Below are 15,246 nucleotides of genomic sequence, written 5' to 3'. Positions count from 1 at the left end.
TACAGCAAAACGGAGAGTATTCCCTCAAATTTTCCCCTAAGCTCTCATTATGATGGTTTTTCTAAAGATCAAGAAGCACTATACAAGATGTTGTATGAAAAGCCGAACAGAATACGTAACAATCTATTATCTTATTGTTATGCCTTTATTTTCTTGCATTTGGAGGGGAGATATGTAATGACAAATATATTCGGTTGGCTGAGTTGATGCATATCTCAGAAAGTTGTTTTTGCAAAGAACAAAAAGACGATTCCGGATATTCCGGGGAATACTTATTTCAGGCACGCTCCCAGTCCGTTGATATGCTTGAACTTGAGAGGAAAAGATGGGTTTTACACCTATAGTCGGTAAATCTATTAAAAAACAGCTCGAAGAGCGAGAAGCGCATATTTTATCCCGACATGCAACCCTGAATAAAAATACGAGAGGACGGCTGCATCCCGAAAAGAATCCCGCCGGTGATCTGCGCTTGCCTTTCCAAAGAGACAGAGACAGGATAACGCACTCCAAGACTTTCCGTAGGTTAAAGCATAAGACCCAGGTCTTTCTGGCGCCCACGGGTGATCATTATCGCACCAGGCTTACGCATGTGCTTGAGGTTTCGCAAATCGCCAGAACCATTGCTTTTGCGTTGTGCCTCAATGAAGCCCTGACCGAGGCCATTGCCCTGGCCCATGATCTCGGTCATACCCCATTCGGTCATGCGGGTGAGGCGACTTTAAACGAGCTGCATCCAGGGGGATTCAGGCACTATGTTCATAGCTTGAGAGTGGTTGATTTTCTGGAAAACGATGGAGCAGGGCTCAATCTCACCTTTGAAGTGCGCAACGGTATAGTGCGTCACTCAAAAGGGCGAAACGACATATTGCCAAACGGAGCTTCTGAGCTGGCTTTGACCCTGGAGGGGCAGGTTGTCAGGCTTGCCGATATCATCGCCTACGTCAACCATGATATGGATGATGCATTGCGGGCCGGGATTCTCAAATCCTCGAGTTTGCCGACCAATATAAGCCGGGTAATCGGTGAAAAGCATTCGCAGAGGATATCGGCAATGGTCCGGGACCTCATTGTTGAAACCCTGACCATCGATGACGGCAAGCTGCATGTCAGTGAGGAAATGCTCGAGGCTATCACTAATCTGCGCACTTTCCTCTATGAAAATGTCTACAGGTATCATCGAGTTCATAATGAATTTGAAAAAGCTCAACGTATAATTCGTGAACTCTACCGCTATTGTTTTGATAACGGCCTGGTCAAACGACGGGGAAACAGTTGGAAGAAGGTTGTGAAAAGGGATGAATGGCCTGATGATAAAACAGCAAACAGGAGAGTGTGTGATTTCATTGCCGGAATGACGGACAGATACGCGCTGGAACTCTATGAACACCTCTTTATGCCCAAACCGTGGACGGTGCGATAAAAGCCAATATCCGACTCATGGCTCTGTTGGTTTCCGGGTTGTGGAAAATCCAGTTCAGCTGGATTAGATGACGAGACAACATAAAAAGATTGAATTTCGAAAGCTTCAAAGTTACTGTCTACAGTTTCTTTCCCGCAATTTCTGAAGGTGCAGCAGAGCAGATAAGTGTTTCTTATTCGTTCATCAAGCACCTGCTAAAAACCCGCAGCGAGGAAAGATCTGGAAATTAAAACGATTTAATAGGAAAACGACACTGCCGCAGTGAGTCTATTTGATATGGTGTTACTTCAAGGCAGGAAAATTTTACAACATTCATCATTTTCTGATTATGGATAAGAAGCTGTTAAGTAAAGCGTATGAATTTGCCGAAGTAGAGAGCAAATGGCTGCAGTACTGGTCTGCACATGACTGTTTTCAGGCGACTATGGAGGAGGGCAGGCCCTCGTTTTCCATTGTCATTCCCCCGCCCAACGTTACAGGGGTGCTGCATGTCGGCCATGCCCTCAACAATACCATGCAGGATGTCTTGACCCGTTATCACAGGATGCGTGGTGACAATACCCTCTGGGTACCGGGAACCGATCATGCCGGCATCGCCACTCAGAACGTGGTTGAGCGACAGCTGGCCTCAGAGGGAAAAGACCGACATGATCTGGGCCGCGACAAGTTCATCGAAAAGGTCTGGGAGTGGCGCGAGGAAAAAGGCGGCACCATTATCAATCAACTGAAAAGACTCGGCAGCTCCTGCGACTGGTCGCGTGAGCGTTTCACTATGGATGAGGGGCTTTCCGCCGCTGTTCGTGAGGTCTTTGTCCGCCTTTACAAGGAAGGTCTGATATACAAAGGGGACTATATCGTCAACTGGTGTCCGCGCTGCCGTACCGCGCTCTCCGATGACGAGGTCGAACATGAGGACACCAGGGGAAAACTCTATCATATCAGATATCCCTATGCTGATGGATCAGGCCATGTGGTGATTGCCACCACCAGACCGGAAACTATGCTTGGCGATACCGGTGTCGCTGTTCATCCCGATGATGAGCGCTACAGCCATCTCGGCAATGTCGGCATCCGTCTGCCCCTGACAAACCGCATCGTTCCCGTGGTTTTCGACAACCATGTCCAGCGCGAATTCGGTACCGGGGCTCTGAAGGTCACCCCGTCTCATGACCGTGACGACTACGAGATAGGCAGAAGACACTCGCTGGATCTGCTCAAGGTCATTGATGATAAGGGAATCATGAATGAAGCGGCGGGAAAATATGCCGGGCTGGACCGGTTCGAGTGCCGCAAAAGCATAGTGGCCGACCTTGAGGAGCTTGGTTTTCTCGAAAAAATCGAAGAATATGACCATGCGGTGGGCCATTGTTATAGATGCAAAACCGTGGTGGAGCCGACAACCTCCCTGCAATGGTTCGTCTCGGTCAGGCCTCTGGCCGACAAGGCCGTGGCCGCCGTCCGGGAAGAACGTATCCGGATTTATCCCAAAACCTGGTATAATACCTTTTACAGCTGGATGGACAATATCCGCGACTGGTGTATTTCCCGGCAGATCTGGTGGGGACATCGGATACCAGCCTGGACCTGCGAGGATTGCGGTGAGATTGTGGTGGAAACCTTTGACCCGGAATCCTGCCCCAAGTGCGGCTCCAGTAAGCTGGTGCGCGAAACCGATGTGCTGGACACCTGGTTTTCTTCAGCGCTCTGGCCCTTTTCCACTCTGGGCTGGCCGGAAAATACCAGAGAGCTTGCCACTTTTTATCCAACCTCCGTACTGATCACCAGTTTTGACATTCTCTTCTTCTGGGTGGCGCGCATGATGATGATGGGGCTTCATTTTATGGATGAAGTTCCCTTCAGGGATGTCTATCTTCATGCCCTTGTCCGTGATAAAAACGGCAAGAAAATGTCTAAATCAACTGGAAATGTTATTGATCCACTGGAAGTCATGGAGAAATATGGGACCGATGCCATGCGTTTCACCCTGATCGCCTTTGCTGCCCAGGGACGTGAGATCAAGCTCGATGAGGATCGAATCGAGGGATACCGCCATTTTATCAATAAAATGTGGAATGCCGCCCGCTTCGCTCTGATGCATCTGGAGGAAAGCGATGATGCCGCAAAGGACATAGTCGAAAGAACCGACGAGCTTCCACTGGCGCATCAGTGGATATTGAGCCGAACCGCGGCAACCGTTGAGGAAGTGCGCCGGGGACTCGATGAGTATCATTTCAATGACGTGGCCATGGCTAATTATCAGTTTATCTGGCATGAGTTCTGTGACTGGTATCTGGAATGGATCAAGGCCGATTTGTTCAGCAGTGACAAGACGGCCGGCCGGCAGGCCAGGAGTGTTCTCCTGGTTGTTCTGGAGACGATTCTTAAGCTGATGCACCCGATAACGCCATTTGTCACCGAGGAAATCTGGAGTGTTTTGCCGGGAGAGCGAGGCCCCCTGATGACCAGCGAGTTTCCCGAAGTTCAGCAGAACTGGAAAAACCCTGCGGCGGAAGAGGATATGGCTTTGCTTATGGCGATTATAACGGGTATACGCAATATCCGTTCGGAGTCAGATGTCCACCCTTCGGCTACTATTGATGCCTATGTTATTTGCCCGGATAGGAAAAAGGCGGATTTTCTCGCCTCGTTCGAGAAAACAATCACCGATATGACCAGGCTCAGCGGGTTTCGTGTTCAGCAGCACGGCGACAAACCGACCGATGCCGCAACCTATATCTATAATGAAATAGAGATATTCGTTCCTCTCGAAGGATTGGTCGATGTTGACAATGAACAGGCCAAACTCTCCCGTGAAAGGGGCAAGGTTGAGGCAAAACTCAAACAGGTCAACGGTAAGCTGCACAATGACAAATTTCTGGCCAATGCACCTGAGCAGGTAGTGAATAAGGAAAAGGCAAAAAAACAGGATCTGGATGCCAAGCTGGAAAAAATAGCCGAAGCCGAGAAAAGGTTGAGGAACATTGCATCCAGATAATGATCCACGCCATCGAAAGGGATACGGATACAACCAACCAGCCCAGCTGAACTGGACTCTTTACAGTACCCGCTTGAGGGGTATAAGAACCTTTAGGCAGATTATTTTTTTTTGCAAAAAAAACAAAGAAAAATCTGTAAGGTACTAAACATTTATGGATAAAAATAGCATACGGGAATCCATTTGCTCCTTTCTTCGGGAGGATGTCGGCAGGGGCGATCTTACCAGTGAGTCGATATTCTCCCCTGAGGATAAAGGCAGGGCAAACCTGGTGGCACGACAGTTTTTTATAACAGCAGGTGTTTCCACTGTCGCAGCTGAAGTTTTTCGGATCCAGAATTCGGACATTCTGATGAGCAATGGTGTCGAGGACGGCACCCTGGTGCAGCCGGGTGATGTCATTCTCACTGTGGAAGGTCCGGTCGTCGATATGCTCAAGGCTGAGCGTCTTGCCCTCAACCTGCTGCAGAGAATGTGCGGAATAGCGACACTTACCAGGGAATTTGTCGACAGGGTAAAAGGATATCCGGTTCGTGTTACCGATACCAGAAAAACCACTCCCGGCCTGAGAATGTTCGAAAAGTATGCAGTCAGGGTCGGGGGCGGCTTTAATCACCGTTATAATTTAACTGACGGGGTTCTTATCAAGGACAACCATATTGCTGCCTGCGGCTCGATCTCGACTGCCGTGGCGAAGGTTCGGCAACAGGTTCCTCATACGATCCGTATCGAGGTTGAAACCGATACATTGGAGCAGGTCGAGGAATGTTTGCAGTGCGGTGTCGATATTATTATGTTGGACAACATGGATGTAACCGCCATGGCCGCTGCGGTAAGCATTGTTAACGGCAGAGCCCTGGTTGAGGCCTCTGGGGGAGTCAACCTTGAACACATTGAAAATATAGCGAAAACAGGTGTTGATATCATTTCCGTCGGCGCCTTGACCCATTCGGCTCCGGCCTGCGACATCGGTATGGATTGGTTATTGTAGCCGATGATGGCAGGAGCATTGCATAGGCAGTCTTCTTGGTGGTAGAATTAGCTTGATTAATGAAGGAGAAATGTGCCATACTTGCAGTATTAGTTACCCCTCGGGGTACTTGTAAAGAACCCGGCTTTGCCGGGTTGGTAGCATGCGGAATCATTTCCGCGGACAATTTACAAATATCGATCTTTTTGAAGGAATAACTCTATGCGTTGTCCTAAATGCGGGTTTATCTCGTTTGACCATGTAGAAGCCTGCCTGAAATGCAGTAAAGATATCACGAAGTTCGCATCTGATCTGGAGGGCACTACGTATAACGTCAAGCCTCCCTCTTTTCTAAAGTTTCAGAAAGGCGGAGGCCGCGCCCAAACAGAGCGATCCGGGATTTCTTTTGATGCAGAGGACGAATACGATGTGGTAGATCCCGACCTCAATGTTCTCGTTGAAGAAGATGAAGATAATGAAATTGCCTTTAACGGCGGACTGGATTTTGACGATTTAGCTGAAGAGGAAAACTTCGAAATTGCCCTCGGCGATGACGACAGCGATGATGAGGGTATAGACCTCGGCCAGTTTGAGGATGCCTTCGCAGAAGAGGAACCTGATATAGGAGGGCATAATACTCTCTCCATGGATCTTCCGGATGAACTGAACGACATTTCTGATTTGTCTGCTCCTTCCACAAAGGATGTAGGGAAACAGAGAAAAAATCCGGGCAATCACAGTGGTGGCGATGACTTTGATGACTTCAGTCTCGATCTCGACATAGGCGAGCTCGATGACGATGAATTCAGTCTGACTTCAAGCGAAGATGCGGATCAAACAGAAAGTGACGGCCTCGAAAACCTGTCTTTCGATGATTTGGGGCTTTCAGAAGCCGAGGAAGTCCCGGCACCACCGACCAAAAAGGAACATGGCGAGATGGATATGGATGCCGATCTCGATTTTGATCTTGATCTGGGCGGTATTTCTCTTGATAAAGATGAATAAAAAAGAGGAAGATACCCTGATAAAGATATTGACATGATGCCATATCTTGTGTAAAAAAGCGACTTCAAATGAGGTGCCGGGATAGCTCAGTCGGTAGAGCAACGGACTGAAAATCCGTGTGTCCCTGGTTCGATTCCTGGTCCCGGCACCAATAGATTTCAAGCACTTATGGCTTTAATAGTCATAAGTGCTTTTTTCGTTTTAGCAGGTTTTGCCAAATTTTTGCCAAATCAGCATCTCCCCACAGCTAACCACAGTTACCAATCATGGTTGAATGGAGGTTGCTCAATTCGCCTCCATCTCTATTGTTAACCGCAATTTTGATTAACTTCGCGTATACCCTTACAATCATATCGGTGTCCCGGTGGCCCATAACATGAGCGATCCATAACGGATTTTCGCCAAGGCTTAATGCCGTTGTGGCAAAGCTATGACGAGTTTGCACCATTGGCCTATAGGAGATACCGGCCGCTATCAGTGGAGGTTGCCATACTCTAGTGCTTAAATCCGCATGATTAATTCGGCATCCATTTTCTGTGCAGAATAGGTACTCGGCCTTTAATTGCTTGCATATTGCCAACTGCGTCTCTAAGACAGATTTCATAGCGGGTAACAGTTGGATCTCCCTGCGGCTAAATCTATTTTTCGTCTTTCCTTCAATCCGCTGCCCATCTAGGCCAAGCGTCATTGCTCTACTGATTGTTAGACAGCCTTTTGATGGATCAATGTCGCCTGGTTTCAAGGCAAATTGTTCCCCCTGGCGCAAACCAGAGCAAAATGCGAACTGGAAATAGGGCTTCCAGTGTCTTGGTAGAGCAGTGATTATTCTTTGCTGTTCAATCCAGGCCTGAAATAAAGTTATTTCATGATATCAAGCCATACAAAGGCAAATACGGACACCAAGTCAGTAAAGACTTTGCCAAATACCGTAAATCTCTAGGTATTCTCGGTGCCGGTCAAACCTACCATGGTATAAGGCATGCTTTTATTTTCAAAAATGTGGTCCTGTGGAATCCCTGAAGCACATACTGCCGCTATCGCCGGTCATCAGCATGGCAAATCAGAATCTTATCTCAGGTATTCGAAGAAAAACGATCTCGGACCGCTCAGTAAGGCAATCGAGGCAATTGACTATGGAGATATAAAACTACCGGACTGGATTGCCAGAAAGTGATATGACCTCATTCAGTATTGGATGCAGGGGTACTTTCGCTCGTTCATTGATTTTTCGCTTTTATATCAAGTGCTTATTTTTCTTGTCTCGTCTTACTGTATATAAAACAGGAAATGAATATGTGTGGAAAATCAGATCCGAACTGGTACAGAGGGTGATAGTGACCTCAGATATTCAGTAGAAATCTTCTATTGAAGCAGGTGGGTAGACTACTCACCTTCGTATTGGCAATGTCAAGCTTGGTTATAATTGAATGAAGTTAGCTGATATTTGGTAATCTTTAGTTTCCAGTTGCTCCATTTTTGCGCACTTCTCTATGTTTTGTCGAGTCTACCCTATTCTGGATAGTATTAACTTGCGATTTTACTTAAATGGTTAAGGTTGCCACCATCAATCTTTGATTGATGTAGTGTATTCGGATCCCCCATTAGACCAGCCATGCCGGCCGTAGGCGGGGTCGGTAAAAAGATCAACCCACATCGGGCATCATCTTCTGTCTCTCAAATCGAATGCTTAGCCATCCTGCCGGGCCGTCTCACTCTCCCAAAATACCGGTCTGATCTTCCAGAATCCGTTTTGGGCATGGAATATTTTAGCATTGACAAGTCCTTAACAAGGGGTTGCCGTAGCCGATGAAAATTGCCGGCAGTTTTTTCCGTTCCGTAACTGCCATTCGATTACTCCAATAATTTCACGTCTCACTATAGACAGAAACTGTCCGGACGGGTAGGTAAGGGCCATGAACGCCTAGCCGATGTTTGTTGACACGGAAAATAATCTTGACGAGTTTCCTCTTTTTGGGTAAGTAATATTTACTCTATTGTTTATATATATATATATTATTCGTCATTTTGTCCAGTATATGCATGTTATAGCTATCATATTTTAGAACATTAATGGTAAATAAAATTTACAATAAATGCAAAAGTCACTCGCCAACAGTCCGCCGGGCAAATTAAAGATCATCGATGCGCTACGAACCCTTCTGGAGGAACAGACCTTCGAATCCCTCACTATCTCAGACATCGCATTCTCCGCTGGCGTCACCGAAGGACTGATCTACAAGTACTTCAATGGCAAGCGCGATATCCTGCACCACGTCCTCAAGCAGCACTACGATCATTTTTTGGTTCAGATAGACCGCGACCTGCAAGGGATCGACGGAGCCCTGAACAAACTGAGGAAAATCATCTGGTCCTCCATCGAACGCTATGCAAATCACCGGGTCTTTGCCAGGATAATCCTGTTGGAGGTCCGGAATTCGGAAGAATATTTCCACAGTGAGGCTTATGAGCTGGTAAGGCAGTTCAACCGGATACTTCTTGATATAATCAAAGAAGGCATAGCTAACGGTGAAATTCGAGACACTCTACCCCCGGCCTACATCCGCAATGCCATTTTCGGCACCATAGAGCATTCGTGCCTGAATCGTGCCATTTTTAATGAACCAGTTTCGACAAATGAGACTGCCAGGATCATAACGGAGCTACTTTTGAACGGGATCAAACGATAATTTCACGAAAACGGCAATTTTAAAACCCGGTGTCTGGCCGCTGGTGTCAACAGTTGTGGACATCGAATACACAAGAGAGGATAGAACCATGAAAGAAGTCGTTATTGTATCCGGATGCCGGACGGCTATCGGCGCATTCGGCGGTACCCTCCGCGGCCTGAACGGCGCCATCCTGGCGAGCATTACGATGAAAGAAGCCATCCGGCGGGCCAGGATCGATCCGGTTATGATTGACGATATCCGCTACGGCTGTTGCATGGAATCAGCCGACACCCTGAATGTGACCCGGGTCGGCTCGCTGCTCGCCGGTATTCCGGAAACCGTTACCGCCGTAACCATTAATCGGGTCTGCATCTCGGGTATGGAGGCCGCTATTTCGGGTATGGCCATGATTCAGGCCGGCATGGCCGACATCATCCTGGCCGGTGGAACCGAGCACATGTCAAGCGTTCCCTATTCGGTTCCTGGAGCACGATGGGGTTGCCGACTGCAGGACCAGACTTTTGTCGATAATCTGATCCATACCCTCCATTGCGGCTCGCACATCATTCCGCACCCTGAAGATGGCCCGGTCGATGCCACCCGGCCGCCACTCAGCATGTTCGTCGGCAAACCCTATATAATGGGACAGACGGCGGAATTCATTGCCCAACATATGGATATTTCCAGGGAAGAGATGGATGAGGTTGCCCTGCGAAGCCACAACGAGTCGGAACGCGCCACCCTGGACGGTTCCTTTGCCGAAGAAATTGTGCCGGTTGAGGTTCCCCAGAAAAAGAAAAGCCCTCTCATTTTTACTAAGGATGAGCATTTCAGACCAGGCATGACCATGGATATGCTTCGCGACCTGCCACCAGCATTTATCCCCCAAATTGGTAAGGTCACCGCCGGCAACTCCAGCGGCATCAACGACGGATCCACAGGCATGGTCATCATGTCCGCCGACAAGGCCAAGGAACTGGGCCTGCAACCTTTGGCCAGGATCAGGGCCGTCGCCAGGGGGGCGTGTCATCCCTCAGTTATGGGCCTGTCACCGGTCCCTGCCGTCCGCAATCTGCTCAAGTCCTCGAACCTCACCATAAAGGATTTTGATCTCATCGAGGTCAACGAGGCCTTTGCCGCCCAATACCTGGGTTGTGAAAAGGAGCTGAACCTTAATCGGGAAATCACCAACGTCAACGGCTCGGGCATTGGGCTGGGACACCCAGTGGGCTCGACTGGTGCCAGGTTGATGGTAACGTTGACGTATGCGCTGAAAAAACGCGGCAAATCTCTTGGGTTGGCCACTCTCTGTGGCGGTGGCGGAGTATCCATGGCCTGCGCCATCGAAATGATTTAGGCATCGATTCTCGTGTGGGATCGGCATCTTGTCCGGGAATCCCCGGACAAACAATTTCTCTTTGTGGAGGGCTACACCATGATCCATGATATACTCTCGGAACAGGAAAAACTTCGATACAGCACTATCAGCCAGGAAAATATCGATTTCCTCATGAATCGGAACAACCGGATCAACAGGTGGGTCATCGCCGATATGATCCGGCGGACCCGGTATCATTATCCCGACAAGAAAGCCCTAGTGTTCAACGACATCAGTCTGACTTACAGCCAGCTGGAAGATCAGTGCAACCAGGTGGCCAACGCCCTCACCGGACTGGGAGTGAAAAAATATGATCGAGTAGCCATCCTGGCTCATAATACCCACCATCATGTCCTGACATGGCTGGGTTGTGCCAAGATCGGGGCAATCTATCTGGCCGTCAATTACCTGTTAAGAGACGATGACATTGCTTTTTGCATCAACCACTCGGAGAGCACCGTTTTCATTATTGAGGACAGCCTTTATGACAACGTAAAGGGGGTGTTGAACAAAATGCCACAGGTAAAGCATCTGATCTGGTCCGATCAAGGGGCCGGGCAGCCTGCACCCGAAGGCTTTGTCGATTTCAACGCCTGGTATTCTCAAGCGCCGGAAACAGAGCCCGATGTTATTCTGCGGATCGAGGATCCGGTCCAGATGACCTACACCAGTGGCACCGAATCCTTGCCAAAGGGGGTGATCATCAGCAACCAGGCCTTGATCGCTGAATACATGGGCTGCATTATTGATGGCAAGTATGACCATACAGATATCAATATCAACGCCCTGCCCATCTACCATTGCGCGCAGCGGGACGTATTTATGAATCCGGTATTCTGGCTCGGCGGCACCAACATTCTCATGAGCCCGGATATTGGCAAGATACTGGCCGCTATAGAGGCTTGGAAGGCGACCATGTTCTTTGCACCGCCAACAGTATGGATCGGTATGCTCCGACACCCGGATTTCCAGAAATATGATCTGTCCAGCCTGATGAAATGTTACTATGGCGCGTCTATCATGCCGAGGGAGATCCTTAGGGAGATCCTGGAGAAATTCCCCAGGGCCGGTGTCTACAACTATTACGGACAGACCGAACTGGCGCCGTACCATTGCATCCTGAAAGCCGAGGACGCCCAGGCGAAGATCGGCTCTGCCGGCATGGCTGGTCTGCATATGGAGTCTCGCATCGAAGATGAGGTTGGCAATGAAATTAACGCAATCGACGTACCTGGTGAAATATGCGGCCGCGGGCCCCATGTCATGACCATGTATTTCAAAGAACCAGACAAGACCGAAGCCGCGATGAAGGATGGCTGGTTCCATTCCGGGGATTTAGGCGTTCTCGACGAGGACCGCTACATCACTGTGGTGGACCGGAAAAAAGACATGATCAAAACCGGTGGAGAGAACGTTGCCTCCAGGGAGGTTGAGGAGGCTGTGTTCCTCCACCCGGCCGTGCAGGAGGTGGCCGTGGTCGGCCTGAACCATCCTCGATGGGTGGAGGCGGTGGCGGCGGTCATCAAGCTCAAGGAAGGAGCCACAGCCACGGAAGAGGAGATCATGGAGCACTGCAAAAAGAATCTTTCATCTTTCAAAGTCCCGAAAAAGATTATCTTTGTTGAAGCACTCCCCAAGACACCGACCGGCAAAATCCTAAAACGCCAAATGAGGGAATCCTTTAAGGGAATTTTCAGTTAACTCCTGTGGTGAGTCCGGAATAATCAAAAAGGATAATTATGGCTCAAAAAGTATACAGCGGTGGCGAATACCTAGTGAAGAACATCGATTGTCAGGATGTGTTTACCCCAGAGGATTTTACAGACGAACATAAACAAATTGCCGAAACCACCGCGCACTTTGTCTTGAATGAAATCCTGCCAATCAATAAGGAGATCGAGTCGAAGAATTTCGATCTGGTGGTACAGAAACTCAAAGAATGCGCCGAGCTCGGGCTCATGATGATCGATGCGCCGGAGCAGTACGGCGGTCTCGAACTCGACAAGGTGACCAGCATGCTGGTTATGGAAAAAATGGCCTTTGCCCGGAATTTTGGTCTATCCTATATGGTTCAAACCGGGATCGGCATGCTGCCGCTGGTGTTTTACGGCACCGCTCAGCAGAAGGGTCGTTATCTTGAGAAACTGATCCACGCGGAAATGATCGGCGCCTATTGCCTGACCGAACCGGGCTCCGGTTCCGATGCACTGGGGGCGAAGACGACGGCGATGCTCTCCGAGGACGGCAGCCACTATGTCCTCAATGGCACCAAGCAATTCAGCTCTAATGCCGGATTTGCCGACCTATTTACGATCTTCGCCAAGGTCGACAAGGTTCACTTTACCGCTTTTCTGGTGGAAAGAACATTTGCCGGCCTGGAATTTGGCCCGGAAGAAAGAAAAATGGGTATGCACGGATCTTCCACCCGTCAGATCATACTCGATAACGTCCGGGTGCCGGTTGAGAATGTGCTTGGTGAGATCGGCAAGGGACATAAGATCGCCTTCAATGTTTTAAACATTGGACGTTTCAAACTCGGGGCGTTCTGTGTGGGGCAGAAAAAATATGCCCTGTCCGAAGGCGCCCGTTACGCAAATGAACGCCAGCAGTTCAATGTTCCGATCAGAAGTTTCGGGGCCATTCAGGAGAAGCTCGCCGATGTGACGGCCATGACTTTTGCTTCCGAAGCCGTCGTCTATCGGCTGGCGGGGTTGATTGATGATCGTTTGGCGACCATCAACAACGGCATTGGCAATTATTACATCGAATACCTGAAGGGGATTGAGGAGTACGCGGCAGAATGCGCCCTTACGAAGGTATTTTGCAGCGAGATGGCTGCGAAATGCATTGATGAGATGCTGCAGGTACACGGTGGGTACGGCTACATCTCCGAGTATCCCATCGAGCAGCTGTATCGAGATGAGCGGGTGCAGAGGATCTATGAGGGAACCAACGAGATCAACCGCATACTGATCCCCGGCCTTCTGATCCGCAAAGGAATCGTCGGGAAGTCACTAGACCCGACCTTTGCGACTGCCGAGACGGGAAACTACGCTGAGGAAAAATGCCTTTTGCAAGAAATGAAAAGGACGTATCTCGTCCTCACCGGTCAAATCGTCAAGATGTTCGGCACCAGGATCAGTGGCGAACAGGAAATTCTCCTGGCACTGGCTGATGTGGCAATCCAGATATTCGGTCTGGAAAGCGCCGTGCTGCGCGCGGAAAAGTCCGCCATGGCGGCAACGGGGACCAAGCAGGAGCAGTATCGGGCGGTGGTCATATTATGTACATTTACCGCGAGACAACATTTTGTCAATGCCGCCGAAAAATGTGCAGCATTCATCGGCAACAAAGCGTTACCCGCCGCAATGGAAGCTGTAACTGCCTATAAGACTAACGGCCTGCTTGCGGCCAAAAGACGGATTGCTGAAGCCACCAGCCAGGCAGAAAGATACATTTTTTAGGAAATATTTTTTCCACTCGAAAGTCGCTCAAAGGAAGACGGAGAAGGGCAAAATCGGGCTTATCCCCGCATTTTAGGAGAATTTCAAAATGAAGATACAAGACAGCATATTTATCATAACCGGCGGTGTTTCAGGTCTGGGTGCAGCCACGGCTAAAATGATAGTCGATGGCGGGGGCAAAGTCGTGCTGGCAGACGTCAACCAGTCTGCCGGCGATGCTGTTCAGGCCGATCTGGGTATAAATGCCCGCTTTGTTCAAACGGATATAACCAGTGAAGAGAGCGCGAAAGCGTGCATAAACGCGGCGGTGAGTACGTTCGGCGGCCTGCACGGGCTGGTGAACTGTGCGGGAATCGCCATAGGAGAAAAAGTTGTAGGTCGTGACCACCCGCACCAACTGAGTTCTTTTATCCAGGTCATCAACGTCAATTTGATTGGAACCTTTAACATGCTTCGGTTGGCGGCTGACGTGATGAGCAAAGGACAACCAAACACTGACGGCGAGAGGGGAATCATTGTCAATACTGCTTCTGTCGCCGCTTTCGACGGCCAGATTGGCCAAGCCGCCTATGCCGGCTCAAAAGGTGGAGTGGTCGCGATGACATTGCCATTGGCACGTGAGTTGGCGCGCTCCGGCATCCGGGTTATGACCATTGCCCCAGGCATTTTCGAAACGCCAATGCTGCTTGGACTGCCGCAGGAGGTCCAGAATTCTCTGGGCAAGACGGTCCCGTTCCCGTCAAGATTGGGTAAGCCTGTGGAATATGCAGCGATGGTTTGCCACATCGTAGAAAACGCCTATTTGAACGGCGAAGTGATTCGCCTCGATGGAGCTATTCGGATGTCAGCGAAGTAAACCTTGTTCGGTGCTGCTCCTCCTGAACCATCCACTCTTATAGCTTTAGAGACAAAAGAGCGAATCAAAGACGAGCGTAATCCTACTGGAATTGGATGTATATCAGTGTGATTTATCTTGGCCAATCAACTGCAATTGGATTGTCAAAACCAGCACTCTATACAAATGAAAAGATGCTGGGTAGCAATTGGTTAACATGGAAAGTCGAGAAATCGGAGCTGACTGCGCTGCAGATTTTTTTCTGAGCAGCAAGAAATTGAGATTACCAGTCCAATCGATTTTGCCATTCCCAAAAGAGAGCGAGGAGCCGACTTCGCATTGAGGTCAAGCTATCCATATAGCTCGCAATAGTCCAGGTGTTGTACCTGGGGCCTCAATCGCTGGCAAGACCGCTAATGGGTAGAAACGTGGAGAAGTATGACTGTTCTGGGTTGGAATGTTGAAATCGTAAGCGACGAACACCATGGTCCCGTGAAACGGCATTTTCAC

General features: G+C 49.3%; 11 protein-coding genes and 1 tRNA gene. 11 read left to right on the top strand and 1 reads right to left on the bottom strand.

The features are described from left to right. Window positions 1–325 precede the first annotated feature (325 nt). The 5 genes from JWG88_RS18360 to JWG88_RS18340 all read left to right on the top strand — a co-directional run bounded on the left by JWG88_RS18360 (window position 326) and on the right by JWG88_RS18340 (window position 6,541). Window positions 326–1,420, top strand: a complete 1,095-nt coding sequence (locus JWG88_RS18360) for a deoxyguanosinetriphosphate triphosphohydrolase (protein ID WP_205235248.1) — start codon at window positions 326–328, stop codon at window positions 1,418–1,420. A 328-nt stretch (window positions 1,421–1,748) separates the two neighbouring features. After that, a complete protein-coding gene (locus JWG88_RS18355; RefSeq protein WP_205235247.1) occupies window positions 1,749–4,415 on the top strand; it encodes a valine--tRNA ligase in 2,667 nt (888 codons plus the stop codon). 154 nt (window positions 4,416–4,569) lie between these two features. Continuing rightward, window positions 4,570–5,406, top strand: a complete 837-nt coding sequence (nadC, locus tag JWG88_RS18350; RefSeq protein ID WP_205235246.1) for a carboxylating nicotinate-nucleotide diphosphorylase — start codon at window positions 4,570–4,572, stop codon at window positions 5,404–5,406. A gap of 201 nt (window positions 5,407–5,607) precedes the next feature. Next, a complete protein-coding gene (locus JWG88_RS18345; protein WP_205235245.1) occupies window positions 5,608–6,390 on the top strand; it encodes a hypothetical protein in 783 nt (260 codons plus the stop codon). Between the two features lie 75 nt (window positions 6,391–6,465). Continuing rightward, window positions 6,466–6,541: transfer RNA gene (locus JWG88_RS18340), tRNA-Phe, on the top strand. 96 nt (window positions 6,542–6,637) lie between these two features. Here JWG88_RS18340 and JWG88_RS22235 read toward each other — a convergent pair. Then, window positions 6,638–7,213 (bottom strand): site-specific integrase, encoded by a 576-nt coding sequence (locus JWG88_RS22235; protein WP_353740702.1) that lies wholly within the window; start codon window positions 7,211–7,213, stop codon window positions 6,638–6,640. A gap of 156 nt (window positions 7,214–7,369) precedes the next feature. On the opposite strand from JWG88_RS22235, the gene JWG88_RS18330 reads away from it, so the two are divergent. The 6 genes from JWG88_RS18330 (at window position 7,370) to JWG88_RS18305 (ending at window position 14,757) form a co-directional block, all read left to right on the top strand. After that, a complete protein-coding gene (locus JWG88_RS18330) occupies window positions 7,370–7,564 on the top strand; it encodes a hypothetical protein (protein ID WP_205235244.1) in 195 nt (64 codons plus the stop codon). Between the two features lie 919 nt (window positions 7,565–8,483). Further along, window positions 8,484–9,077 (top strand): TetR/AcrR family transcriptional regulator, encoded by a 594-nt coding sequence (locus tag JWG88_RS18325; RefSeq protein ID WP_205235243.1) that lies wholly within the window; start codon window positions 8,484–8,486, stop codon window positions 9,075–9,077. A gap of 88 nt (window positions 9,078–9,165) precedes the next feature. Continuing rightward, complete coding sequence (locus JWG88_RS18320; RefSeq protein ID WP_205235242.1) at window positions 9,166–10,416, top strand: thiolase family protein; 1,251 nt, start codon at window positions 9,166–9,168, stop codon at window positions 10,414–10,416. Window positions 10,417–10,494: 78 nt separating this feature from the next. Then, entirely contained in the window at window positions 10,495–12,138 is a 1,644-nt protein-coding gene (locus JWG88_RS18315) for an acyl-CoA synthetase (RefSeq protein WP_205235241.1), read from the top strand. A 38-nt stretch (window positions 12,139–12,176) separates the two neighbouring features. Next, window positions 12,177–13,901 (top strand): acyl-CoA dehydrogenase FadE, encoded by a 1,725-nt coding sequence (locus JWG88_RS18310; protein WP_205235240.1) that lies wholly within the window; start codon window positions 12,177–12,179, stop codon window positions 13,899–13,901. A gap of 88 nt (window positions 13,902–13,989) precedes the next feature. Next, window positions 13,990–14,757 carry a 3-hydroxyacyl-CoA dehydrogenase gene (locus tag JWG88_RS18305; RefSeq protein WP_205235239.1) on the top strand — a complete coding sequence of 256 codons (768 nt, stop codon included), beginning with the start codon at window positions 13,990–13,992 and terminating at the stop codon, window positions 14,755–14,757. The last annotated feature ends 489 nt before the right edge of the window (window positions 14,758–15,246 follow it).

The sequence above is a fragment of the Desulfopila inferna genome (assembly GCF_016919005.1).
GTDB lineage: Bacteria > Desulfobacterota > Desulfobulbia > Desulfobulbales > Desulfocapsaceae > Desulfopila_A > Desulfopila_A inferna.
This window is presented reverse-complemented; position numbering and strand designations above follow the sequence as displayed.